At 71.5% G+C, this 22,323-nt stretch carries 19 protein-coding genes; 6 read left to right on the top strand and 13 right to left on the bottom strand.

Going from position 1 to position 22,323, the window contains the following annotated elements:
* Nucleotides 1-26: 26 nt before the first annotated feature.
* The gene (locus OG568_RS42370; RefSeq protein ID WP_329535358.1) at nucleotides 27-227 is read left to right on the top strand and encodes a hypothetical protein; all 201 of its coding nucleotides are present in this window, start codon (nucleotides 27-29) and stop codon (nucleotides 225-227) included.
* Nucleotides 228-242: 15 nt separating this feature from the next.
* On the opposite strand, the gene OG568_RS42365 is transcribed toward OG568_RS42370, so the two are convergent.
* Complete coding sequence (locus OG568_RS42365) at nucleotides 243-1,211, bottom strand: aldo/keto reductase (RefSeq protein ID WP_329535357.1); 969 nt, start codon at nucleotides 1,209-1,211, stop codon at nucleotides 243-245.
* 101 nt (nucleotides 1,212-1,312) lie between these two features.
* Nucleotides 1,313-1,498: a hypothetical protein gene (locus OG568_RS42360; protein WP_329535356.1), complete on the bottom strand. Its 186-nt coding sequence runs from the start codon at nucleotides 1,496-1,498 to the stop codon at nucleotides 1,313-1,315.
* 102 nt (nucleotides 1,499-1,600) lie between these two features.
* Between OG568_RS42360 and OG568_RS42355 the strand changes: the two genes are divergently transcribed.
* From OG568_RS42355 to OG568_RS42345, 3 genes are all read left to right on the top strand, one after another.
* Complete coding sequence (locus tag OG568_RS42355; RefSeq protein WP_329535354.1) at nucleotides 1,601-2,503, top strand: SDR family oxidoreductase; 903 nt, start codon at nucleotides 1,601-1,603, stop codon at nucleotides 2,501-2,503.
* Nucleotides 2,504-2,585: 82 nt separating this feature from the next.
* A complete protein-coding gene (locus OG568_RS42350) occupies nucleotides 2,586-3,629 on the top strand; it encodes an LLM class flavin-dependent oxidoreductase (protein WP_329535353.1) in 1,044 nt (347 codons plus the stop codon).
* Nucleotides 3,630-3,668: 39 nt separating this feature from the next.
* Entirely contained in the window at nucleotides 3,669-6,017 is a 2,349-nt protein-coding gene (locus OG568_RS42345) for an excinuclease ABC subunit UvrA (RefSeq protein ID WP_329535351.1), read from the top strand.
* Between the two features lie 56 nt (nucleotides 6,018-6,073).
* Here OG568_RS42345 and OG568_RS42340 read toward each other — a convergent pair whose 3' ends face one another.
* From OG568_RS42340 to OG568_RS42320, 5 genes are all read right to left on the bottom strand, one after another.
* Nucleotides 6,074-6,883: a lysophospholipid acyltransferase family protein gene (locus tag OG568_RS42340; RefSeq protein ID WP_329535350.1), complete on the bottom strand. Its 810-nt coding sequence runs from the start codon at nucleotides 6,881-6,883 to the stop codon at nucleotides 6,074-6,076.
* Nucleotides 6,883-7,653 (bottom strand): GNAT family N-acetyltransferase, encoded by a 771-nt coding sequence (locus tag OG568_RS42335; RefSeq protein WP_329535348.1) that lies wholly within the window; start codon nucleotides 7,651-7,653, stop codon nucleotides 6,883-6,885. The genes OG568_RS42340 and OG568_RS42335 overlap by 1 nt, the downstream gene beginning before the upstream one ends.
* 239 nt (nucleotides 7,654-7,892) lie before the next feature.
* Nucleotides 7,893-8,642, bottom strand: coding sequence for a succinate dehydrogenase/fumarate reductase iron-sulfur subunit (locus tag OG568_RS42330; protein WP_266580340.1), 750 nt, complete (start codon nucleotides 8,640-8,642; stop codon nucleotides 7,893-7,895).
* Nucleotides 8,639-10,597: a fumarate reductase/succinate dehydrogenase flavoprotein subunit gene (locus OG568_RS42325; RefSeq protein WP_329371472.1), complete on the bottom strand. Its 1,959-nt coding sequence runs from the start codon at nucleotides 10,595-10,597 to the stop codon at nucleotides 8,639-8,641. Before OG568_RS42325 ends, OG568_RS42330 begins: the two co-directional genes overlap by 4 nt.
* Nucleotide 10,598: 1 nt before the next feature.
* Nucleotides 10,599-11,270, bottom strand: coding sequence for a succinate dehydrogenase (locus tag OG568_RS42320; RefSeq protein ID WP_266590940.1), 672 nt, complete (start codon nucleotides 11,268-11,270; stop codon nucleotides 10,599-10,601).
* A gap of 119 nt (nucleotides 11,271-11,389) precedes the next feature.
* Here OG568_RS42320 and OG568_RS42315 point away from each other — a divergent pair, with 119 nt between their 5' ends.
* Entirely contained in the window at nucleotides 11,390-12,271 is an 882-nt protein-coding gene (locus tag OG568_RS42315) for a LysR family transcriptional regulator (protein ID WP_266417521.1), read from the top strand.
* A gap of 32 nt (nucleotides 12,272-12,303) precedes the next feature.
* Here OG568_RS42315 and OG568_RS42310 read toward each other — a convergent pair whose 3' ends face one another.
* From OG568_RS42310 to OG568_RS42285, 6 genes are all read right to left on the bottom strand, one after another.
* Nucleotides 12,304-13,083 carry an oxidoreductase gene (locus OG568_RS42310; protein WP_329371469.1) on the bottom strand — a complete coding sequence of 260 codons (780 nt, stop codon included), beginning with the start codon at nucleotides 13,081-13,083 and terminating at the stop codon, nucleotides 12,304-12,306.
* Nucleotides 13,084-13,180: 97 nt separating this feature from the next.
* A complete protein-coding gene (locus OG568_RS42305) occupies nucleotides 13,181-14,005 on the bottom strand; it encodes an alpha/beta hydrolase (RefSeq protein WP_329535347.1) in 825 nt (274 codons plus the stop codon).
* 134 nt (nucleotides 14,006-14,139) lie between these two features.
* A complete protein-coding gene (locus OG568_RS42300) occupies nucleotides 14,140-16,887 on the bottom strand; it encodes a helix-turn-helix transcriptional regulator (protein ID WP_329535346.1) in 2,748 nt (915 codons plus the stop codon).
* Between the two features lie 138 nt (nucleotides 16,888-17,025).
* Entirely contained in the window at nucleotides 17,026-19,161 is a 2,136-nt protein-coding gene (locus tag OG568_RS42295; protein WP_266580350.1) for a putative bifunctional diguanylate cyclase/phosphodiesterase, read from the bottom strand.
* Nucleotides 19,158-19,970: an SAM-dependent methyltransferase gene (locus OG568_RS42290; protein WP_266580352.1), complete on the bottom strand. Its 813-nt coding sequence runs from the start codon at nucleotides 19,968-19,970 to the stop codon at nucleotides 19,158-19,160. Before OG568_RS42290 ends, OG568_RS42295 begins: the two co-directional genes overlap by 4 nt.
* 492 nt (nucleotides 19,971-20,462) lie before the next feature.
* Entirely contained in the window at nucleotides 20,463-21,410 is a 948-nt protein-coding gene (locus OG568_RS42285) for an SCO0930 family lipoprotein (protein ID WP_266417504.1), read from the bottom strand.
* Nucleotides 21,411-21,737: 327 nt separating this feature from the next.
* Here OG568_RS42285 and OG568_RS42280 point away from each other — a divergent pair, with 327 nt between their 5' ends.
* Entirely contained in the window at nucleotides 21,738-22,313 is a 576-nt protein-coding gene (locus OG568_RS42280) for a hypothetical protein (RefSeq protein WP_329535345.1), read from the top strand.
* The last annotated feature ends 10 nt before the right edge of the window (nucleotides 22,314-22,323 follow it).

Raw genomic sequence — 22,323 nt, 5'->3', positions numbered from 1 at the left:
GTGGAGGTACGGCCGTTCGCGTCTGCGTGGACGAGGGCGATCTCGTCGTGGAGGGCGGGACGGTGCCGGCGCCGGAGGCCGTGGTGATCGGCTTGTTCGGCATCCCCGCCGCCACCGCGGTCGAGCTCCCGCCCGGGGGCGGGACCAGGGCGACCGCGGTGCGGGCGGCGGGGCGACACGGGGGGCGGGCGGGGGCCTTCGACGTCAGTCGGCTGTGGATTCAATGACCCCCGCGCCACGCGTCAGTGCCCACTGATCGCATGTGGCGTGTACGGCTCCTCCAGCTGTTCGATCTCCTTCTCCGAGAGCTCCACGTCGAGGGCGGCCACCGCGTCGTCGACGTGTTCCACCTTGGTGGCACCGACGATGGGCGCGGTCACCGTGTCGCGGCGCAGCAGCCAGGCGAGGGCGATCCGGGCGCGCGGGATGTCGCGCTCGGCGGCGATGCGGGCGACGGCGTCGACGATCTCCCGGTCGCCCGGCTGGTAGAGCCGCTTGCCGTACTCGTCGGTGCGGCTGCGCTCGGTACTGACGTCCCAGTCCCGGGTGAGCCGGCCGCGGGCGAGCGGGCTCCAGGGCAGTACGCCGACGCCCTGGTCCGCGCAGAGCGGCAGCATCTCGCGCTCCTCCTCGCGGTAGAGGAGGTTGTAGTGGTTCTGCATGGACACGAACCGCGTCCAGCCGTTCAGCCGGGCCGTGTACTGGGCCTTGGAGAACTGCCACGCGTACATCGAACTCGCGCCGATGTAACGGGCCTTGCCCGCCTTCACCACGTCGTGCAGGGCCTCCATCGTCTCCTCGACGGGAGTGGCGGGGTCGAAGCGGTGGATCTGGTAGAGGTCCACGTAGTCGGTGCCCAGGCGGCGCAGGCTGTTGTCGATCTCCGTCATGACGGCCTTGCGGGACAGGCCGCGCGCGTTGGGACCGTCGTGCATCGCGCCGTTCACCTTGGTGGCGATGACGATCTCGTCGCGGCGCGCGAACTCCGCCAGCGCGCGTCCGACGATCTCCTCGCTCGTGCCGTCGGAGTAGACGTTCGCCGTGTCGAAGAAGGTGATCCCGGCGTCCAGCGCGCGACGGATCAGCGGGCGGGCGCCCTCGTCGTCGAGCGTCCACTCGTGGGGCCCCCGGTCGGGCAGCCCGAAACTCATGCAGCCCAGGCAGATCCGGGACACGTCCAGGCCCGTCGAACCGAGCTTCACGTACTGCATGCTCACTCCTGCTTTCCGTGGGGTGGAAGGGCTCCCGCCGACACGCCCGCGGCGAGCCGCCGACAAGAGCTCCGGGAAAGCCATTCCCGATCGCCGTTCGCTTAGTCGCGGAGCGCGGCGCGGTACTTGCCGCCGAGGAGTTCGTACGACGGTCGGCAGGCCCGGGTGGACTCCGTGGCGGCATGGCTGTGGGGCGGCGTCTGAGCTGTGGTGATGCCTCGGACGTATCGCCGGATGCGGAACAGGTCTTGGACCCGGAGCGCTCCGTGCGCGCAGGGTGGAATCACCGCCCTGGTCCTGCACCGGGCCGGACCCTGTTCGTCCTGTCGTTCGTCCTGTCGTTCGTCCTGTCGTTCGTCTTGTCATTCGTCTTGTCGAAGGAATGCACTATGCGCGTATTCGTCACCGGCGCCACCGGATTCATCGGTTCCGCCGTCGTTCGTGAACTCCTCGATGCCGGCCACGAGGTCGTCGGCCTCGCCCGCTCGGACACCGCCGCCGCGGCGCTGACGGCCGTCGGCGCCCAGGTGCACCGCGGCGCCCTCGACGATCCGGACAGTCTGCACGACGGTGCCGCCGCGGCGGACGGCGTCATCCATCTGGCCTTCAACCACGACTTCTCGGACTACGTCGCCAACGGCAAGCTGGATCTGCGTGCCGTCGAGGCTCTCGGCGCGGCGCTCGAAGGGACCGGCAGGCCGCTCGTGGTCACCTCGGGAACCTTGATGCTCACCATGATGGCGCCGGGCCGCCTCGGGACCGAGGAGGTCGCGCCCGATCCCGGGTCGGGGGCGCCCCGGATCGCATCGGAGAACGCGACGATGGCCCTGGCCGCGCGCGGGGTGCGCGCGTCGGTCGTGCGGCTTTCGCCGACCGTGCACGGCGAGGGCGACAAGGGCTTCGTCCCGGCCCTGATCGACATCGCCCGCAAGACCGGCGTGTCGGCCTTCGTCGGCGACGGATCGAACCGCTGGCCCGCCGTGCACCGGCTCGACGCGGCGCACCTGTTCCGGCTGGCGCTGGAAGCCGCCCCGGCCGGCTCGATCCTGCACGGGGCCGCCGACGAGGGTGTGCCCTTCCGTGACATCGCCGAGCTCATCGGCCGCCGGCTGAAGCTGCCGGTCGCGGGTGTCGCCGCCGAGGACGCGAGCCGCCACTTCGGCTTTCTGGCCGCCGTCGTGCCCCTGGACAACCCGACCTCCAGCGCCCTGACCCAGAAGTTGCTGGGATGGCGTCCCGAGCACCCCGCACTCGTCCCGGACCTCGAAGCGGGCCACTACTTCAAGGACTGAGCGCGCCCCCGGTCGTCCGACCATCCCCCGCGACGCCCTGTGACGGCCGAGGCGGCGCGAGGTCCGTATCATCCGAAGGACCATGCCGAGCCCACTCGATCACGCAGCTCCGCGGGGACGGGACTCCCGTCTCGGCGCGACGCGTTTCTCCGTCCTGGACCGCTCGCGCACCCGCGAGGGGCACGACGTCGCCGAGGCCCTGCGGGACACCGTGCGGCTGGCCCAGGAGCTCGAAGGGCTCGGATACCACCGGATCTGGGTCTCGGAGCATCACGGCGTACCCGGGGTCGCGGGGTCGGCGCCCACCGTGCTGGCTGCCGCGGTCGCCGCCGCCACCCGGAAGATCAGGGTCGGTACCGGCGGGGTGATGCTGCCCAACCACCAGCCCCTGGTCGTGGCCGAGCAGTTCGGTGTGCTCGAGTCCCTGTTCCCCGGGCGGATCGACATGGGGCTCGGGCGTTCGGTCGGTTTCACGGACGGGGTGCGCAGGGCGCTGGGGCGGGACAAGGACGTCGCCGACGACTTCGCGGGGCAGCTCGACGAGCTGCTCGGCTGGTTCCGCGGCCCGTCGTCGGCGGGGGTGCACGCGCGCCCCTCGGAGGGGCTGACCGTGCCGCCCTTCGTGCTCGCCCTGAACGAGGGCGCCACGATCGCGGCGCGGGCGGGCCTGCCCCTGGTCATCGGGGACATCAGGAACCGGGAGAAGATGCGGCGCGGGATCGACCACTACCGCGCGACGTTCCGCCCCTCCGTCTGGGCCGCGGAGCCGTACGTCGTCGTCTCCGGTGCCGTCGCGGTCGCCGCGACCCCACAGGAGGCGAGGCGGCTGCTCCTCCCGGAGGCCTGGTCGATGGCGTACTCCCGCACGCACGGCACGTTCCCGCCGCTGCCGCCCGCCGAGCGGGTCGAGGACCTCGCGATGAACGGCAAGGAGCGGCATTTCTACGAGTCGGCGCTCGCGGGGCAGATCGCGGGCACCGAGAAGCAGGTCGAGCACGAGCTGGAGACGTTGATCGAGGAGACCGGCGCGCAGGAGGTACTGGTCACGACCAGTACGTACGACCGCCAGTCCCTGCTGGACTCCTTCCGCGGGCTCGCCCGGGTCGCGGGACTGGCCTCGGACTAGGATCGTGGGGTTTGCCCCGCCCCCCCAGGAGTCCCGTCGATGTCCGACCCGCACGGCCGCCACGATTCATATGTCCGTGTGCGGGGTGCCCGCGAGCACAATCTCCAGGGTGTGGACGTCGACATTCCGCGCGATGTCCTCGCGGTCTTCACGGGCGTCTCGGGCTCGGGCAAGTCCTCGCTGGCGTTCGGCACGATCTACGCGGAGGCCCAGCGACGCTACTTCGAGTCGGTCGCGCCGTACGCGCGGCGGCTGATCCACCAGGTCGGGGCGCCGAAGGTGGGGGACATCACCGGACTGCCGCCCGCTGTCTCGCTCCAGCAGCGCCGCTCGGCGCCCACCTCGCGCTCGTCCGTCGGCACGGTCACCAACCTCTCCAACTCCCTGCGGATGCTGTTCTCGCGCGCGGGCGACTATCCGCGGGGCGCCGAACGCCTCGACTCGGACGCCTTCTCGCCGAACACCGCCGCCGGGGCCTGCCCGGCCTGTCACGGTCTCGGCCGGGTCCACCGTACGACCGAGGAGTCGCTGGTCCCGGACCCGTCGCTGTCGATCCGCGCGGGCGCGATCGCCGCGTGGCCCGGTGCCTGGCAGGGCAAGAACCTGCGCGACGTCCTCGACGCGCTGGGCTACGACGTGGACCGGCCGTGGCGCGAGCTGCCCGCCGAGCAGCGGGAGTGGATCCTGTTCACGGACGAGCAGCCGGTCGTCACCGTGCATCCGGTGCGGGACGCGGACCGGATCCAACGCCCCTACCAGGGCACGTACATGAGCGCCCGGCGCTACGTCATGAAGACGTTCGCCGATTCGAAGAGCCCGACGCTGCGGGCGAGGGCCGAGCGGTTCCTGACCAGCGCCCCGTGCCCGGTGTGCGGCGGCAGCAGGCTGCGCCCCGAGGCGCTGGCCGTGACCTTCGCCGGCCGTACGATCGCCGAACTGGCCGCGCTGCCGCTGTCCGAGCTGGCCGGGACCCTGGAGCCGCGGGGGGAGACGGCCCGTGTCCTCACCGACGACCTCAGGGCGCGGATCGCCCCCGTCGTCGAACTCGGCCTCGGTTACCTCAGCCTCGACCGGGCCACCCCGACGCTCTCCGCGGGCGAGTTGCAACGACTGCGGCTGGCCACGCAGTTGCGCTCCGGTCTGTTCGGTGTCGTCTACGTCCTCGACGAGCCGTCCGCGGGTCTGCACCCGGCGGACACGGAGGCCCTGCTCACGGTCCTGGACCGACTGAAGGCGGCGGGCAACTCGGTGTTCGTGGTCGAGCACCATCTGGATGTCGTCCGCGGTGCCGACTGGCTCGTCGACGTCGGTCCGCGGGCGGGTGAGCACGGCGGGCGGGTGCTGCACAGCGGTCCGGTGGCGGAGCTCGCCGGGGTGCAGGAGTCGGCCACGGCCCGCTTCCTCTTCGACCGCTCCCCGGCGCCGGAGCGTGAAGTCCGTTCCCCACAAGGCCAGTTGAAGGTGGGTCCGGTGAGCCGCCACAACCTGCGCGAGGTGAGTGCCGCGTTCCCGCTCGGTGTGTTCACCGCCGTCACGGGCGTCTCCGGCTCGGGCAAGTCCACCCTCATCGGCGAGGTGACCGAGGAACTGGAGGGAGTGGGACGGCTCGTCTCCGTCGACCAGAAGCCCATCGGCCGTACCCCGCGCTCGAATCTCGCCACGTACACGGGCCTCTTCGACGTCGTGCGCAAGGTCTTCGCCGCGACGCGGGAGGCGCAAAGGCGCGGCTACGGGGTGGGGCGTTTCTCCTTCAACGTCGCGGGCGGGCGCTGCGAGACCTGCCAGGGCGAGGGATTCGTGAGCGTGGAGCTGCTGTTCCTGCCGAGCACCTACGCTCCCTGTCCGGACTGCGGTGGGGCGCGCTACAACCCCGAGACGCTCGAAGTGACGTACCGCGAACGGAACATCGCACAGGTCCTGGACATGACGGTGGAGGCCGCGGCGGAGTTCTTCACCGACACCCCGGCCGTCGCCCGCAGCCTCGCCACGCTCCTCGATGTGGGTCTGGGCTATCTGCGGCTCGGACAGCCCGCCACGGAGCTGTCCGGTGGCGAGGCCCAACGCATCAAGTTGGCAAGCGAGTTGCAGCGGGTCCGCCGGGGGCACACCCTCTATCTCCTCGACGAGCCGACGACCGGGCTGCACCCCGCCGATGTCGAGGTGCTGATGCGGCAGTTGCACGGCCTGGTCGACGCGGGTCACACCGTCGTGGTCGTCGAGCACGACATGACGGTGGTCGCCGGCGCGGACTGGGTGATCGACCTCGGTCCGGGCGGCGGGGACGCGGGCGGGCGGATCGTGGCCGCGGGACCCCCGGCCGAGGTGGCGCGGACGGAGGGGAGCACGACGGCGCCGTATCTCGCCCGGGTGCTCGCCGGGGGCCGGTAGGGCCTGTACCGCCGGCCACCGGCCCCTGTCCCTCCAGGTCGCCCCGTCCTGATACGTCAGCGATGTACGGGGACCGACGCCCGTGCGCCCTGGGGATGCAACCCGCCCTGCGCCGCGCGGGCCAGGCCCCGTCGGTCCGGATGGCTGCCCGGCGCGAGCGTGGGCCGTACCTCGACCTCCGCCACCAGTCCGCGCGCCGAGGCGACCCGCCACAGGGAGGCGAGCAGCGAGTCGTTCCCGACGAAGGCGGGCGCGGTGCTCGCCATTCCCCCGGCCAGCCGGTAGTGGATGTGCACCGGCTGGACCGGCACCCCCGCGTCGAGCGCGGCCTGGAAAACGGCCCGCCGGAAGTGCCCCTGCGCCCTGCCGCACCAGGTACTGCCCTCCGGGAAGGCCACGACGGCCGCCCCGTCGCGCAGCAGCCCGGCGATCCGCGCCACCGTGTCCGGCAGTGCGCGCAGCCGGTCGCGCTCGATGAACAGCACTCCGCCGCGCGCGGCCAGCGGTCCCGCCACCGGCCACTGCCGGATCTCGGACTTGGCGAGCATCCGGGCCGGCCGGACGGCGGCGAGGAGCGGGATGTCCAGCCAGGAGATGTGGTTGGCGACGATCAGCAGCCCGCCGGTGGGTGCGGCGGCGCCGGTGATCCGGACGTGGACGCCCGCGGCCCGCACGATCGCCCGGCACCAGCGCCGTACCACTTCGGCGGGGATCCGCCCGCCGAACGGCAGCAGCACGACCCCGGTGGCGACCACGGCCAGGACCGCCGCGAGCCGCAGTGCGGCCCGCGGGACGGCCGTGGCGGACCCCGTCGGCTCGACGCACGCCCTGGGGGTGCAGGGCGCGCTGGGCAGCCAGACGCTCATCAGGCCGGGACGAGCGAGAGGAAGTGCCGCAGATAGCGCGGGTTGACCCTGCGCATCGACAGCAGCACGAACAGGTCCGCGACCCCGAAGTCCGGGTCGTGCGCGGGCGCGGCGCAGACCCAGGCGCCGAGCCGAAGATAGCCGCGCAGGAGCGGGGGCAGTTCGGTGCGGGGCTCTCCGGTGGCACCCTCGGCGGTCCAGGGCAGCAGCGGTCGTACCCGGTACTCGTCCGGTGCCAGGTACTTGGCCTGCACCCGGTCCCAGGTTCCGGCCGCGAGCGCGCCGTCGTCGGCGAGCGGGATCGAGCAGCAGCCCGCGAGCCACTCGTGGCCGCCCTCGACCATGTAGCGGGCTATCCCGGCCCAGATGAGGCCGATGACCGCGCCGTCGCGGTGGTCGGGGTGCACACAGGAACGCCCGACCTCCACGAGTCCCGGACGGATCGCGTCGAGCGGAGTCAGGTCGAACTCGCCCTCCGAGTAGAGCCGGCCGGCGATCGCGGCGCGCTCCGGGGGCAGCAGGCGGTAGGTGCCGACGACCTGGTCGGTCAGCGTGTCACGGACCAGCAGGTGATCGCAGTAGGCGTCGAAGGCGTCGATGTCGAGCCCCGGCTGCGGCGTGGTCAGCAGGGCACCCATCTCTCCGGCGAAGACGTCGTGCCGCAGCCGCTGCGCGGCCTGGACGTCGGCCTCGGAACGGGCGAGGGAGACGGTGTAGCGGGTGGGGGCCAGGGGCTGCGGGGGGCTGTCGAGGGTGGAAACGCCGGTCATGGCACTCTCCTGGTCACGGGCCGGTTCGGCACAGCGGCGGCAGACCGGTTCGGTACGGCCCGCGCGCTCCTGTTCTTCCGATGCCGGTTGGCGTGCGCGTGACCTGTGCCAGGAGCCAGGATGTGGGGATGTTGAATGCCAGGAGATTCGCCCGGATGTGAGACGGGACCGGGAACGAGCACCACTCCCGGCCCCGCCCGTCCGCACAGATCCGGCGAACGCTGTGTGAACAGGTGACCTCAGCGGCGCCCCGACTTACGAGTCGCCCGCAGCCACTCCTTGTTCATCCCGGTGATGGACACCAACGGGATCCCCTTCGGGCAGGCGGTGGCGCATTCGCCGGTGAGGGTGCAGCCGCCGAAGCCCTCCTCGTCCATCTGCGCGACCATGTCCAGCACCCGTGTCTCCCGCTCGGGCGCCCCCTGCGGCAGCACGTTCAGGTGGTTGATCTTCGCCGAGGTGAAGAGCATCGCGGCCCCGTTGGGGCAGGCGGCCACACACGCACCGCAGCCGATGCACTCGGCGTGCTCGAACGCGAAGTCGGCGTCGGGCTTGGGCACGGGCGTCGCGTGGGCCTCGGGCGCGGCGCCGGTCGGGGCGGTGATGTAGCCGCCGGCCTGGATGATCCGGTCGAAGGCCGACCGGTCCACGACGAGGTCCTTGACCACGGGGAAGGCGGAGGCGCGCCACGGCTCGACGTCGATCGTGTCGCCGTCCTGGAAGGACCGCATGTGCAGCTGGCAGGTGGTGGTGCGTTCGGGCCCGTGTGCGTCGCCGTTGATGACCAGGCTGCACGCGCCGCAGATGCCCTCGCGGCAGTCGTGGTCGAAGGCGACGGGGTCCTCGCCCTTGAGGATGAGCTCCTCGTTGAGGGTGTCGAGCATCTCCAGGAAGGACATGTCGGCCGAGATGTCGTCCACCTCGTACGTGGACATCGCTCCGTCGGCGTCGGCGTTCTTCTGGCGCCAGACGCGCAGGGTGAGCTTCATGCGTAGCTCCGCTGGGTGGGGTGGACGTACTCGAAGACCAGGTCTTCCTTGTGCAGGACGGGTGCGGCGCCGGTGTCGGTGAACTCCCAGGCGGCGGCGTAGGTGAACTCCTCGTCCTTGCGGGCCGCCTCGCCGTCCGGGGTCTGGGACTCCTCACGGAAGTGACCGCCGCAGGACTCGGACCGGTGCAGCGCGTCGAGGCACATGAGCTCGGCGAGCTCGAGGTAGTCGACGACGCGGTTGGCCTTCTCCAGTGACTGGTTGAACTCCTCGCCGGTGCCCGGGACCTTGATCCGGCGCCAGAACTCCTCACGGATCTGCGGTATGCGCTCGAGCGCCTTGCGCAGGCCCGTCTCGGTGCGGGCCATGCCGCAGAACTCCCACATGAGTTCGCCGAGTTCGCGGTGGAAGGAGTCGGGGGTGCGGTCGCCGTCGACGGCCAGCAGCAGCCGCAGCCGGTCCTCGGTCTCGGCCAGCACCTCCTGGACGGCGGGGTGTTCGTCCGTCACGTCGACGTGGTGCGGGTTGCGGGCGAGGTAGTCGTTGATGGTGGACGGCAGGACGAAGTAGCCGTCGGCCAGGCCCTGCATCAGCGCCGAGGCGCCGAGACGGTTGGCCCCGTGGTCGGAGAAGTTGGCCTCGCCGATCGCGAACAGGCCGGGCACGGTGGTCTGCAGGTCGTAGTCGACCCACAGCCCGCCCATCGTGTAGTGCACGGCCGGGTAGATCCGCATCGGCACGGTGTACGGGTCCTCGGCGGTGATCCGGGCGTACATGTCGAAGAGGTTGCCGTACTTCTCCTCGACCTTCGCCCTGCCCATCCGCCGGATGGCGTCGGCGAAGTCCAGGTAGACGCCCTGTCCGCCCGGGCCCACGCCGCGGCCCTCGTCGCAGACGTTCTTGGCGGCGCGGGAGGCGATGTCACGCGGTACCAGGTTGCCGAAGGACGGATAGATGCGCTCCAGGTAGTAGTCGCGCTCGTCCTCGGGGATCTCGTTCGCCGGGCGCGTGTCGCCCTTGGCCTTCGGGACCCAGATACGGCCGTCGTTGCGCAGCGACTCGCTCATCAGGGTGAGCTTGGACTGGTGCTCGCCGGTCCGCGGAATACAGGTCGGGTGGATCTGGGTGAAGCAGGGGTTGGCGAAATAGGCACCACGCCGGTGCGCCCGCCACACGGCGGTGGCGTTGGAGTTCATGGCGTTCGTCGAGAGATAGAAGACGTTGCCGTAGCCACCGCTGGCCAGGACGACCGCGTCCGCGAAGTAGGTGTCGATCCGGCCGGTGATGAGATCGCGGGCGACGATGCCGCGCGCCCGTCCGTCGACCACGATCAGGTCGAGCATCTCGGTGCGCGGATGCATCTCGATGTTGCCGGCCGCGATCTGCCGCGACAACGCCTGATAGGCACCGAGCAGAAGCTGCTGGCCCGTCTGGCCGCGGGCGTAGAAGGTGCGGGACACCTGGACACCACCGAAGGAACGGGTGTCGAGCAGACCCCCGTACTCCCGCGCGAACGGCACGCCCTGGGCCACGCACTGGTCGATGATCTCGACCGAGATCTGCGCGAGGCGGTGGACGTTGGACTCGCGGGCCCGGAAGTCGCCGCCCTTGACGGTGTCGTAGAACAGCCGGTGGACGGAGTCGCCGTCGTTGCGGTAGTTCTTCGCCGCGTTGATGCCGCCCTGAGCGGCGATCGAGTGGGCGCGGCGGGGCGAGTCCTGGTAGCAGAACTGGACGACGTGGTAGCCCTGTTCGGCGAGCGTGGCGCCCGCCGAGCCGCCCGCGAGACCGGTGCCCACGACGATCACCGTGTGCTTGCGGCGGTTGGCGGGGTTGACGAGCTTGGCCTCGAAGCGGCGGGTGTCCCAGCGTTCGTTGACCGGGCCGGAAGGGGCCTTGGCGTCGACGACCGGCTCGCCGGTCGTGTAGTCCGTGTATTCGGCGGAAGCAGTCATGTCAGCTCACGACTCCGGTCATGACGCCCACGGGCAGGCAGATGAACCCGACCGTGATCAGCAGCGCAACGGAATTGGCGGTGGTCTTCAGGGCGCGGTCGCGGGTGCGGCTGCCGACCCCGAGGGTCTGGAACGCGCTCCACATGCCGTGCTGGATGTGCAGGCCGAGGGCGAGCATCGCGACGATGTAGATGACGTTGCCGTACCAGGTGGAGAAGGTGTCCACGACGTTCTGGTACGGGTGGCCCTCCTGGAAGCCGCCGGAGTGCACGGTGCCGGTGGTCAGGTCGAGGATGTGCCAGACGATGAACAGGGCGAGGATGATCCCGCCCCAGCGCATGGTGCGCGTGGCGTAGCTTGCCCGCGGCTTCTTGTGCACGTACTTGTCGGGGCGCGCCTTGATGTCGCGGCGGCTCAGCTGGTACGCGGCGACGGCGTGCGCCACGACCGCGACGACCAGGACCACGCGGATGATCCACAGGGCCCACTCGTAGTGCAGGGCGGGTTCACCGATGGTGCGCAACCAGTGGGCGTAGTGGTTGAAATCGCTCGCCCCGAAGAAGATCTTCAGATTGCCGTACACATGGGCGATCAGGTACAGCAGCATGATCAGGCCACTGACCGCCATCACTGTCTTCTTGCCGACGGTGCTGTCCCACGCGGTGCGTGCCATGGACGGCCGTCGGTCCGTCCGCGTTGCCAGAGCCATGTGTCAGAAGCTAGGGCCGCGGGTGCCGATCGGTCCAAGACATGGTCCGGCTCGTTTCGATAGCCGACGCCTATGATGGGTGGATGCAGTTCCAGCAGCTCCAGTACTTCGTGGCGGTCGCCGAGACCCGGCACTTCACCCGGGCCGCCGATCTGGTCCATGTCGCCCAACCGTCCCTGTCCCAGCAGATCAAGTCACTGGAACGGGAGTTGGGGGCGGACCTCTTTCTCCGCGCGCGGGGCAACATCACGCTGACGGACGCGGGCGAGGCGCTGCTGCCGCTGGCCCGGCGCATCCTGGCCGACGCCGACACGGCCCGGCACGAGGTGCAGGAACTGGCCCAGCTGCGCAGCGGCCGGGTCCGCCTGGGCGCGACACCGAGCCTGCTCACCGGCCTGCTTCCGGACGTACTGCGCGCCTTCCACGACCGCTATCCCGGTATCCGGCTGCTGATCGAGGAGGGCGGCTCCCACGATCTCGTACGGGAACTGGCGCGCGGGGCGTTGGACCTCGCCCTGGTCGTCCTCCCGCTCCCCGCCCCCTCCCCCGCGCTGACGACGGTGGAGCTGTTGCGCGAGGACCTGGTCGTGGTGTCGTCACCGGAGGCGCCCGCGCCGGGCACCGGCCGCACCGTGCGCATCCCCGACCTGGAGGGTGAACGCCTGGTGATGTTCCGGCACGGCTACGACCTGCGGGAACTGACCGTCGCCGCCTGCCGGGCCGAGGGCTTCGAACCGGACTTCGCCGTCGAGGGCGGCGAGATGGACGCGGTGCTGGGTTTCGTCAGGGCGGGGCTCGGTGTGGCCGTCGTCCCGCGCATGGTCGCGACGCGCTCGGGGCGCGGCCTGCGGGTGACACCGCTCGCGCGTCCCGGACTCCACCGCACCATCGCCCTGGCCCACCGCAGTGACGTGGCTCCGCCCCGGGCGGCCCGCGAACTCCAGCGGATGCTGCTGGAGCGCTGACCGAGCCGGGGCTTCGGAGGCGGGTGGGTGCGTCACCAGGTCGGGATGAACCCGCCGTCGATGACGAAGTCGCTGCCGGTGATGTTGCGGGAGCGGTCACCGGCGAGGAGGAGAACCAGGTCGGCGACCTCGGACGGCTGGGAGAAGCGGCCGGTGACCGTGGCGCCGGACACCTGGGCGACGACGTCGTCCGGGGTGATCCCGGCGGCTGCCGAGACCGTGGCCGCCACCCCGTCGCCGCCGAGCCACAACTCGGTCTCCACCGGGCCCGGGCTGACGGTGTTGACCCGGATGCCCTTGGGCCCGACTTCCTTGGACAGTGCCTTGGAGAAGGCGACCAGGGCGGCCTTGCTCGCGCTGTAGTCGATCACCATCGGGTCGGGCAGGGTGGCGTTGACCGAGGCGACCGTCACGACCGAGCCCTGCCCGGCGTTCAGCATCAAGGGCAGGGCGGCGCGGGTGGCCCGTACGGCCGTGAGGAGGTTCAGATCGACCGTGCGCTGCCAGTCCTCGTCGGTCACCGACAGGAAACCGCCCATACGGGCGGGGGCCGCGCCGACGTTGTTGACCAGGATGTCCAGCCGGCCGTCCGTCGCCGCCACGAGGCGCTCGGCGGCACCGGGTTCGGCCAGGTCCACCGGTACCCAGGTGACATTGCCCTGCTTGACCAGCGCGTCGAGACCCGGTGTCGTGGTGCGCGACCCGGCGATCACCGTCGCGCCGGCCCCGGCCAGCGCCTCGACGACGGCCAGTCCGATGCCCTTGCTCGCGCCGGTGACGACGGCGGTCCTGCCCTGGAGTTCCGTGCTCATCCTTGTCAGCTCCCTCGATTACTTCGATTGCTTCGATTACTTTGATCAATTCGACCGGTGAAATGAGGCGCGCCACGGATCGAGGCGCGCCCCGGGGTCAGACGTGTGAGGTGTCCCGGCCCTGGATGCCCTGCTCGGACAGCCACCGCAGGACGTACTCGGCCACCGTCCGCCAGCCGTGGTCGACGACCAGGGAGTGGCCCCGGTCGGGGAACTGCTTGAGCTCGGTGACCGCCGACGAGTCGCCGTAGAGCTTGTACGCCGAGCGGGTCACGACATCGGGAACGGTGTGGTCGGCCTGGCCGGAGATCAGCAGGAGTGGCCCGCGGTCCGCGTTGCCGGTGGCCACGGCCGCCGGGGAGCGCCGCGCGAAGTTGGCGAACGCGGCTTCGAACAGCGGCCGCCCCGGCGAGGGGATGGTGAGGCGTTCGTACAGGTCGTCGGACTCGGCCTGCTCCAGCGCGTTGCCGAAGCCGTAGCGGAACTGCGCGGCGGTCAGGGAAACGGCGCGGCGCCGGTTGGCGGGGTTGCCCAGGACGGGGAAGCCCGCCCGCAACTGGGCCGGCGGCAGCGCCTTGACGCCCTTGATCTGGGCCGGGTCGATGGCCACCGCGGCCCGGCCCAGGCCCGCACCGAGCAGTTTCTGTGCGATCAGTCCGCCGAAGGAGTGTCCGATGAGCACCGGCGGGCGGTCGAGGGAGCGGATGATCCCGGCGTAGTGCTCGGTGACGTCGTCGATGCCGAGCCCGGCGACGGCCTCGGGGCGGCGCCGGGCCTCGGCGACGGTGCCGGCCTCGCCGGGCCAGCCGGGTGCCAGCGGCGCGTAGCCGTGCTCCTCGGCCAGGTCGATCCACGGCTGCCACGAGCCGGCGTGCAGCCACAGGCCGTGGATGAGAACGAGCGGGGTGCGCGGGTCGGACATGGCCTTCTCCTGGACTTCTCGGGGCCGCCCCGGGGGCGGCGCGATGAGTCCAGACTCCTTCGGCAGTCATGGCCGCCGAATCGGTCGAATGACTGTGGTGACCGACGTAGGGCGGTGTCCGTGCGGGTCGGGACTCATCCACCTTCGGTGGAGTGCCCCGCCTCCGCCAGCGCGTCCCGCAGCGACGCCCGCGAGGAGATGCCCAGCTTGGGGAAGACCCGGTAGAGATGCGCGCCGACCGTCCGCGGGGAGAGGAACAGCCGGGCGCCGATCTCCTTGTTGCTCAGTCCGCTCGCGGCGAGCTCGGCGATCTGCCGCTCCTGCGCGGTGAGCGTGTCGGCCCTTCCCTCCGCGGCCCCGCCGACCGCCGCGCCGGCCGCGCGTAGTTCGGCCCGGGCCCGCCGGGCCCATGGCTGCGCGCCGAGTCGGTCGAAGGTCTCGACGGCCTCCTCGAACACCGCGCGGGCGGCCGCGCGCTCCCGGGCCCGGCGCAGCCACATCCCCTGCGCGAGGCGCACCCTGGCCAGCTCGAAGGGGAACTCCGCCCCCGCGGGGTGGGTGACCGCCTGTTCGAACGCCGTCCGGGCCGCGGTGTCGTCGGCGGTCATCGCCAGGGCGGCGGCGGTGAGGAAGTCGAGGTGCGGCGAGATCGCGGGCAGGCCCTGGTCAAGGGCGGCGAGGGCGTGGGCGCGGGCCTGGTCGGCACGCCCGGTGTGCACGGCGGACTCCACCAGGTCCAGCAGAGTGCGCAGGGACTGCTGGGAGCAGGGCGTGAAGGCGCCCGGCGCGGTGAGGCCGCTCGCGTAGGCGTACGCCCCTTCGAAGTCCCCGGCCGTGAGGTGCGTGGCGGCGCCGATGGCCTCGGCGAGCTGGGTGAGGTAGCCGACGCCGCGCGGGCGGGCCCATCGGTCGAGCCGGTTCAGCGCCGCGGTGGCCCGCTCGGTGTCACCGCGCCAGGCGGCGATCAGGCCCAGGAAGCCGTGGTACTGGTGCTCGAACAGGGCGTAGCCATGCGTGGTGGTGAGCTCAAGGCCGCGCTTGCCGGTCCGCTCGGCGGCGTCCCACTCGCCGCTGTTGATCTGGTCCAGCATGACCAGCTGGAGCAGGGTCATCGCGTTGGTGACCGCCCCGCTGCCCGCCTCCCGGTCGGCGACGCGGCGCACCAGCGGGCGGTGGTCGCCGAGCGCGTCGAGGTAGTACGCCGCCACCCCGAGCCGCATGACGTCCCAGGGCTGCTCCTCGCCGAGCCGTGCGAACGCGTCCTGGACCCGCTCGCGCGCGCCCGTTCCGCGTCGGGCGACATCGCCGAACGCGTCACGGTAGAGCAGGGTCGAGGGCTCGGTCGACGCGACGTCGACCAGGGTGTCGGTGACCGCCCAGAGGGCCGGGTCGGCGGCGAACAGGCTGATGGCCAGCAACAGGTTGAGCAGCCGGGTCCGGATCTCCGCCTCGGTGTCCGCGGGAAGGGCTTCGAGCGCGGCGGCGACACGGCGGTGGGCCGAGCGGACGTCGCCTTCCTGGTAGAGCGCCGCGTACGCCGAGGTGATCACGGCGGTGGGCGACTGGTGAGCACCGGCCAGCCGGTCGGAGGCTTCGCGCAGCTCCTGCGCCTGGTCGAGCAGCGCGGACTGGGCCGCCACGTACGCGGCGTCGCCCAGCCGGCGGGAGCGTGGCCCGGCGCCGGGGCTGAGTTCGGCGGCCCGGGTGAGCAGCGTGACGGCGGACGCGGCGCCGCCGCGGGCCGTGGCGGACCGGGCGGCGCGCTCCAGGACGATGGCGACGGCCTCGTCGGGGTCGACCGTGGCGGCCGCCAGATGGGCGGCGTGGCGTTCGATGTCCGCGTGGTGCAGCCGGGCCAGTTCCGCGTGCGCGGCGCGCCGCTCGTTCGGGGTCGCCGACTGCAGCAGTGCGGAGCGGACCAACGGGTGCCGGAACACGAGACCGGTCCAGTCGCCGTCGGCCGTGCCCGGGGTGAGCAGTCCCGCGGCCAGGGCGCCGTCGACGTCGCTCATCCGGTAGCGGGTCCGGTCGGCGGGCGAGGGCGAGGCGCCGGTACCGACGCCGTCCAGCGCGGCCCGCAGCAGCTCGGCGCGTTCGGTGGGGGCGAGGGTCTTGATCCGGTCGCCGTAGAGCTGTTCCAGCCGCCGGGAGAGCGGCAGTTCACCGGGCTCCACGCCGCGGGCGGTGCCTTCGTCGAGGGCGCGTGGCAGTTCCAGCAGGGCGAGCGGGTTGCCCTGTGCCTGGTCGAGGACCTGACGGCGGAGGGTCTCTTGGAGGTGCGGGGCGTGCGCGTCGAGGAGGGCCGCGGCCGCCCCGGCCGCCAGCGCGGGGACGGCCAGCTCGGGCAGTCCGGCCGCGTCCCACGCGGAGGGGATGTCCTCCCGTACGCCGATGGCCATCCGCACGGCGTGCGCGGACAGGCGGCGGGCGATGAACCGGCCCACCTCGGCGCTCTGCGGGTCGAACCAGTGCGCGTCGTCGACGACCACCAGCAGCGGTACGTCTCCGGAGACCAGCGCCAGCAGATCGAGTACGGCGATGCCCAGGGCCATCACGGAGGGCGCCTCGCCCGTCGTACGCCCGAACACGGTGTCGAAGGCGGCCCGGGTGACCTGGTCCAGGTCGGCGGCCTCCGGGAGCAGCGGGTACAGCAGCTGGTGCAGGCCCGCGAACGGCAGCTGCGTCTCGGCCTCCACCCCGGCCGCGCGGACGACGCGGTGCCCGAGCGCGGTGGCGTGCGCGGCGGCGGCGTCCAGCAGGACGCTCTTGCCGACGCCCGCCTCGCCGCGCAGCAGCAGGGCCCGGCCGTCGGGCGACGCGGCCAGCCGGGAGAGCTCGACGAGCTCCGTCTCCCGGCCCACGATCGGCTGCTCGCCCGTCATGCGCGACTCCTCCCCCGATTCCTTCGCGACGCCCCCCCGCTACGGGGGCCACGGACGGCGGCGCACTCTCCGTTCCAGGAGACCACGCCGGGCCTGGGGGGGTGTCGTTCGGATCACCCCCCAGGCCCGTCCGGTCGATCAGCCGGTGGCGTCCACCAGCGCCAGCTCGTGCAACCGCTCCGGTGGGCCCGGGCGGGCGTAGTACCAGCCCTGGGCCGTGTCGCAGCCCAGTATCCGCAACTGCTCGGCCTGCGCGCCCGTTTCGACGCCTTCCACCGTGACCGCGAGGTCGAGGCTGTGGGCGAGCGAAACGATCCCCTCGACGATCTTGAGGTCGACGGGGTCCGCCGGGAACTGCTGCATGCCCTGGGTGAAGGAGCGGTCCAGCTTGAGGATGCTCACGGGCAGGCGGCGGAGGTTCGCGAGGTTGGAGTAGCCGGTGCCGAAGTCGTCGAGGGCGATGTCGACGCCCATCTCGGCGAGACGTCGCAGCGGCTTCAGGAGGTCGTCGTCGGCACCGATCAGCGCGGACTCGGTGACCTCCAGGCAGAGCACGTCGGCGTCGAGTCCTTCACGCTCCAGGATGTCGACCGTGTCCTGGACCAGGCCCGGGTGGGTCAGCTGGCAGGGCGAGAGGTTGACGTTGATCCGCAGCGGGCCCGCGTCGGCGTGTCGTTCCTGCCACTGGCGGGCCTGGCGGACCGACTGCTCCAGGACCCAGCGGCCGAGCGGCACGATCAGCCCGGTGTGCTCGGCGAGCGGGATGAACCGGTCGGGCCCGAGGACACCGTGCTGCGGATGCAGCCAGCGCACCAGCGCCTCCGCGCCGTGCACACTGCCGTCGCCGAGGTGCACGAGCGGCTGGTACTCGATGAAGAACTCGCCCCGGTCGAGTGCCGCCGGGAGCGCGGTGGTGAGTCCGTGCCGGGTGATGGCGCGGGCGTCGGCCTCGGGGTCGGCGAGCTCGAAGCGGTTGCCGCCCGCGGACTTGGCGCGGTACATCGTGATGTCGGCGCTGCGCAGCACCTCCGCCGGGCCGCGCTCGCCCGCCGGGCCCTCGACGATGCCAATGCTGCCGCGGACCGTCAGTTCCCGGCCGTCGATGCGCACCGGAGTGACGAGGGCGTTCATGATGCGGTCGGCGAGCGCGTCCACCTCGCGCTCGGTGTCGGGCCCGGTGGTGAGGGCCACGAACTCGTCGCCGCCGAGCCGGGCGACCATCTCGCCGGGGGCGGTCGCGCAGGACTGCAGCCGGTCTGCGACCTCGACGAGCAGCCGGTCGCCGGCCGCGTGCCCGAGGCTGTCGTTGATGGTCTTGAAGCCGTCGAGGTCGAGGTAGCACAGGCCGAAACGCTGGTCCTTGCCCGCGGACAGTGCCTTCTCCAGGCGTTCGAAGAAGAGGGTCCGGTTGGGCAGGCCGGTGAGCGCGTCGTGGGTGGCCTCGTAGCGCAGCCGCAGATTGAGCAGCCGCCGCTCGGTGGTGTCCTCCATGAGGGCGAGCTGGTACTGCGGCTGGCCGTCCGCGTCGCGCAGCAGGGACACCGTCAGGTTGGTCCACAGGGCGGTGCCGTCGGGCCGGTAGAAGGCTTTTTCGACGTGGTAGTGCTCGCGCTCGCCGTGTACCAACTCCTTGTACAGGCGCCGGATTTGGGGAGCGTCCTCGGGATGTGTCCACTCGGGTACCTTGCGGCCGCGCACGACCTGCTCGGAACCGCCGAACATACGCAGCAGGGCTCCGTTGACCTGCAGTATGTTGCCTTCGAGGTCGGCGATGCCGATTCCTATGGCCGCGCCCTCGAAGACCGCGCGGAACCGGGCCTCGCTCGCGTGCAGTGCCTCGGCCACCGCGCTGCGCGCGTTCAACGTCGCCTGGGAGATGGCCTCCTGCTCGGCGAGCGTCCGCTCCCGCAGCGCCCCGGCGAAGCCCGCCGCCATGGCGTGCTGCAGACGCGCCGAGCGGGTCCGCAGGGCCTCCTGGGGCCCGTCCTCGCCGCAGTAGAGCACCAGATAGGCGTCGACGCAGTCGAGGGTGCGGCTGAGCGCCTCGGGGTCGGTGCAGTGCGCGGCGACGAGTGCGGCACCGACCGCCTGGCCCTCGGTCGCGTCGAAGCTCCTCGCCTTCAACGCGTCGCTCAACCGCCGTGCGAGCGGCAGGAGTTGCTGCTCCAGCTCCGGCCGGGTCAGCGACGTGGAGGTCACCGGGAAGACCGCCCGGCTCCAGATCGTCGCGAACCTGCGCAGTCTGTCCTCCGGTCCGTCCGGCTCGCCGGTCACGCCGTGCGCCCCACGCCGGCGAACCCCGAGAAGGAATAAGGATCCTCGTCCTCGGGTGCCGTGTCGGGCCGCCAGCTCGGCATCGGCACCAGACCGGGTTCCACCATGTCGTACCCCTCGAAGAACCGCGCGATCTCCTCGCGCGAGCGCATGATCAGCGGGTTGCGGATGTCCTTGTACACGTCGACCGCGCCTTCGGCCCGCTCCGCCGGAAGCGGGATTCCCTCGTACGAGGCATGCGTGAGCACCAGCAGGCTGCCCGGCGCCAGCGCGTCGCGCAGCTCGGCCACCGCACCGTACGGGTCGTCCGCGTCCTCCACGAAGTGCAGTATGGCAACGAGGAGGAGGGCCACCGGACGGTTCAGGTCGATCAACCGCTGCACCTGGGCGGTCGCCAGGATCTCCTGGGGCTTGAGCAGATCAGCCGCGACCACGTCCGCGTCCTCGTTGTCCCGCAGGACGGCCTCGCTGTGCGCGACGGCCACCGGGTCGTGGTCCACGTACACGACGTGCGCGCCGGGCCTGGCCGTCTGGGCGATCTCGTGGACGTTGCCGAAGGTGGGGATGCCGGATCCGATGTCGAGGAACTGGTCGATTCCCTCGTCGGCCGCGAAACGCACGGCACGGCGCATGAACGCCCTGTTCGCCTGCATGATCTTGGGCAGTCCCGGCATGAACTCCATCGCCTTGCGCGCGGCTTCCCGGTCGACCTCGAAGTTGTGCGAACCGCCCAGGTAGTAGTCATAGATACGGGACACGCTCGGCACCGAGATGTCAATGCTGCGGGGGGCCCAGGCGGGACGCTCCATCTATCTCTCCAAGGCGTAGTCGACGACGTAGGCGATCCGGTGTTCGAGCTGAGGCTACTGATCGCCCGCCAAAGGAGCGAGTCAAAACGGAAATTGACCGTCCGTTCACCGTCACTGCCTCGGGCATGTGCCGAATTGGCGCCCGGTGCAGGTCAGTCGAACACGCCGTCCGCTGTCACCGCGAAATCGATGCGAAGCATTCCAAAAAGTTCGCGGGAGTTACGAAGCGTCGCGACGGTATCGGGGGTGTCGGGTATCCCCGGTGTGGAAAACTCACGGGCGTTCCCACGGCGAGTGAACCGCGCGGTGATCCGCGCGCGGCGCGCGGTCCGAGAACGCCAAGCGGCCCGCCCCCTCCGTGCGGTGCGGAGGGGGCGGACCCGGGTCGTACGCGTTGTTCCGTTCGTCCGGCACACTCGCCAGTCCTGATCCACCTCCCTTCCGCGATCCGTTGTTCCGGGCGAGGTCGATCAACCCTGGGGAGGTGATCCTCTACTTCGGCGCGCCGACCGGCTTTCCGTCGGGGGCGACGGCGTACCACGTGCCGCCCACGCCCTGACCGTTGGTGTCCCCGGCGGCCTTGTCACCGGAGAAGGTGTAGATGGGCCAGCAGTTGACGGTCATCTGCTTGGCGCCGTCCGGGCGGGTGAAGCCCATCAGGCCCTTCTTCTGCACACCCTTGGTGTCATTGGCGGAGACCGGGGCCACGACGGGCCACTTCTCCAGGCAGGCACCGGTGCAGGCGGACTTCGGAACGGGCCAGGCCTGGTCCTTCAGGAAGCGGTAGACCGTCCTGCCGTTCTTGTCGACGACAATCTCGCCGAGCTTGGGGTCGTTGCGCGTCGACAGGCCCGGCAGGGAGGCCAGGGTCGCCTTCTTGCCATCGGGGGCGGAGGCGTACCAAGTGCCGCCGACGCCCTGACCGTTGGTGTCACCGGCCTTGGTGTCCTTGGCGTACCGGTACATCGGCCAGCCGCCGATCGTCAGCTGCTTGGTGCCGTCCGAGCGGGTGACCTCGCCGAGCAGGGCCTTGTCCACACCGGTGGCGGCCACGGCACCGTCGGCGGGAACGGGCGGCCAAGCGGTCGCGCAGTCGCCGTCGCAGTTCGACTTGGGCGGCTCGGCGGTGTCCTTTTCGAAGCGGTACAGGGTGAACCCGGCGCTGTCGGTCAGCACCTTGCCGAGCGTCGTGCTCTCCGCGACGGCCAGCTGACCTGCGGATTCCGCCTTGGGGGCGGCGCTCTGCTGGTCGGCGCCGTAGCCGTTGGGAGAAGTGGTGCTGCTGCTGGTGGCCTGACCGTAACCGTTGGCAGCCGCGGCGGCGCCCACGTTCTGGCTCCCCGTCGACTGGGTGCCCGATTCCTGACCGCACGCCGTCGTGAGCGCCAGCACGGCCGCAGCTGTCGCTACGAGTGAGGCGCTCCGCCAGGAGGTCTTCATTGGGTAACTCCCACTGTTCGCATTAAGGGTTGCAGCGCCCTGCTGCGCCGCGCATGGCCCTAGGTACGGGCGGGAGTGGCCGATGTGTTCAACGGGCGCACAAAAAACTTTCCGGACGCTGTGACGCGCCCACCCCACGCCGACTCCACGACGGGTGGCGGCACTCGGGCGGTGGCCCCGAGACCGCGCTTCTCGGACATCTGTGCCCACCCCGGTAACCGTGTCCCCCCGGGGACGTCAAACCACTCCGCGCCGCACGTCCTTCGTTCGGGGGCAATACCCGTCGCTCCGGCGTGCGCTGGCGCGATACGCCTCATGATCTCCGTCGTGCATGGACCACAGCGGACCCGGTCCGCCCTCGTCATACGGGTGTTGGCGCTACTGACGCTGACCTGGATCATCGGCGGCGCGCCGGCCTCGGCGGCGGTCGCCGACTCCTGCGCGTACGCCTCGATCGGCCCGGACGGCACGGACGCGGTGGCGGTGGCCGGCGACGGCCTCTGCACCATCAGCCCGCCGCCGCCCTCGCCCACGCCCCCACCCACTCCGAATCCACCGCCCCCACCACCCCCGGCGCCCCCGCCCAAGATCAGGCCGAAGCCCCCGCCCCCGACTCCCCCGCCACCGCCTCCGCCCGCCTCGCCGACCCCACGGCCCCCCGGCGTGGCGCCACCGCCGAGGCCGGCGCCCCCGCCGGCACCGAAGCCAAGGCCCACACCGACGCCCTCACCCACGCCCACGCACAAGGCGCGGCCCAAGCCGTCGGCGACCCCGGTGAGTTATCCGGCCTACCGCGCCCCGACGCGCAAGCACTCGCCCCGCAGCGGACCGTCCCTGGTCTCGCTCACCCTGCTCGTCACCGTGCCCGCGTTGCTCGCCGTCGCGGCGCTGCGTCCGCGCTGACCCCTGGAGG

This window comes from Streptomyces sp. NBC_01450 (genome assembly GCF_036227505.1).
In the GTDB taxonomy this organism is placed as follows: domain Bacteria; phylum Actinomycetota; class Actinomycetes; order Streptomycetales; family Streptomycetaceae; genus Streptomyces.
The sequence above is the reverse complement of the archived record's forward strand: the minus strand, read 5'-3'. Positions and strand labels throughout refer to the sequence as shown.

Excerpts from the sequence above, each read along its gene's own strand:
- OG568_RS42335 (WP_329535348.1), bottom strand. The coding sequence starts at position 7,653 with ATGACCGGCGTTTCCACCCTCGACAGCCCCCCGCAGCCCCTGGCCCCC.
- OG568_RS42290 (WP_266580352.1), bottom strand. The coding sequence starts at position 19,970 with ATGGAGCGTCCCGCCTGGGCCCCCCGCAGCATTGACATCTCGGTGCCG.
- OG568_RS42320 (WP_266590940.1), bottom strand. The coding sequence starts at position 11,270 with ATGGCACGCACCGCGTGGGACAGCACCGTCGGCAAGAAGACAGTGATG.
- OG568_RS42340 (WP_329535350.1), bottom strand. The coding sequence starts at position 6,883 with ATGAGCGTCTGGCTGCCCAGCGCGCCCTGCACCCCCAGGGCGTGCGTC.
- OG568_RS42305 (WP_329535347.1), bottom strand. The coding sequence starts at position 14,005 with ATGTCCGACCCGCGCACCCCGCTCGTTCTCATCCACGGCCTGTGGCTG.
- OG568_RS42330 (WP_266580340.1), bottom strand. The coding sequence starts at position 8,642 with ATGAAGCTCACCCTGCGCGTCTGGCGCCAGAAGAACGCCGACGCCGAC.
- OG568_RS42325 (WP_329371472.1), bottom strand. The coding sequence starts at position 10,597 with ATGACTGCTTCCGCCGAATACACGGACTACACGACCGGCGAGCCGGTC.
- OG568_RS42345 (WP_329535351.1), top strand. The coding sequence starts at position 3,669 with ATGTCCGACCCGCACGGCCGCCACGATTCATATGTCCGTGTGCGGGGT.
- OG568_RS42310 (WP_329371469.1), bottom strand. The coding sequence starts at position 13,083 with ATGAGCACGGAACTCCAGGGCAGGACCGCCGTCGTCACCGGCGCGAGC.
- OG568_RS42365 (WP_329535357.1), bottom strand. The coding sequence starts at position 1,211 with ATGCAGTACGTGAAGCTCGGTTCGACGGGCCTGGACGTGTCCCGGATC.
- OG568_RS42285 (WP_266417504.1), bottom strand. The coding sequence starts at position 21,410 with ATGAAGACCTCCTGGCGGAGCGCCTCACTCGTAGCGACAGCTGCGGCC.
- OG568_RS42300 (WP_329535346.1), bottom strand. The coding sequence starts at position 16,887 with ATGACGGGCGAGCAGCCGATCGTGGGCCGGGAGACGGAGCTCGTCGAG.
- OG568_RS42350 (WP_329535353.1), top strand. The coding sequence starts at position 2,586 with ATGCCGAGCCCACTCGATCACGCAGCTCCGCGGGGACGGGACTCCCGT.
- OG568_RS42315 (WP_266417521.1), top strand. The coding sequence starts at position 11,390 with ATGCAGTTCCAGCAGCTCCAGTACTTCGTGGCGGTCGCCGAGACCCGG.
- OG568_RS42355 (WP_329535354.1), top strand. The coding sequence starts at position 1,601 with ATGCGCGTATTCGTCACCGGCGCCACCGGATTCATCGGTTCCGCCGTC.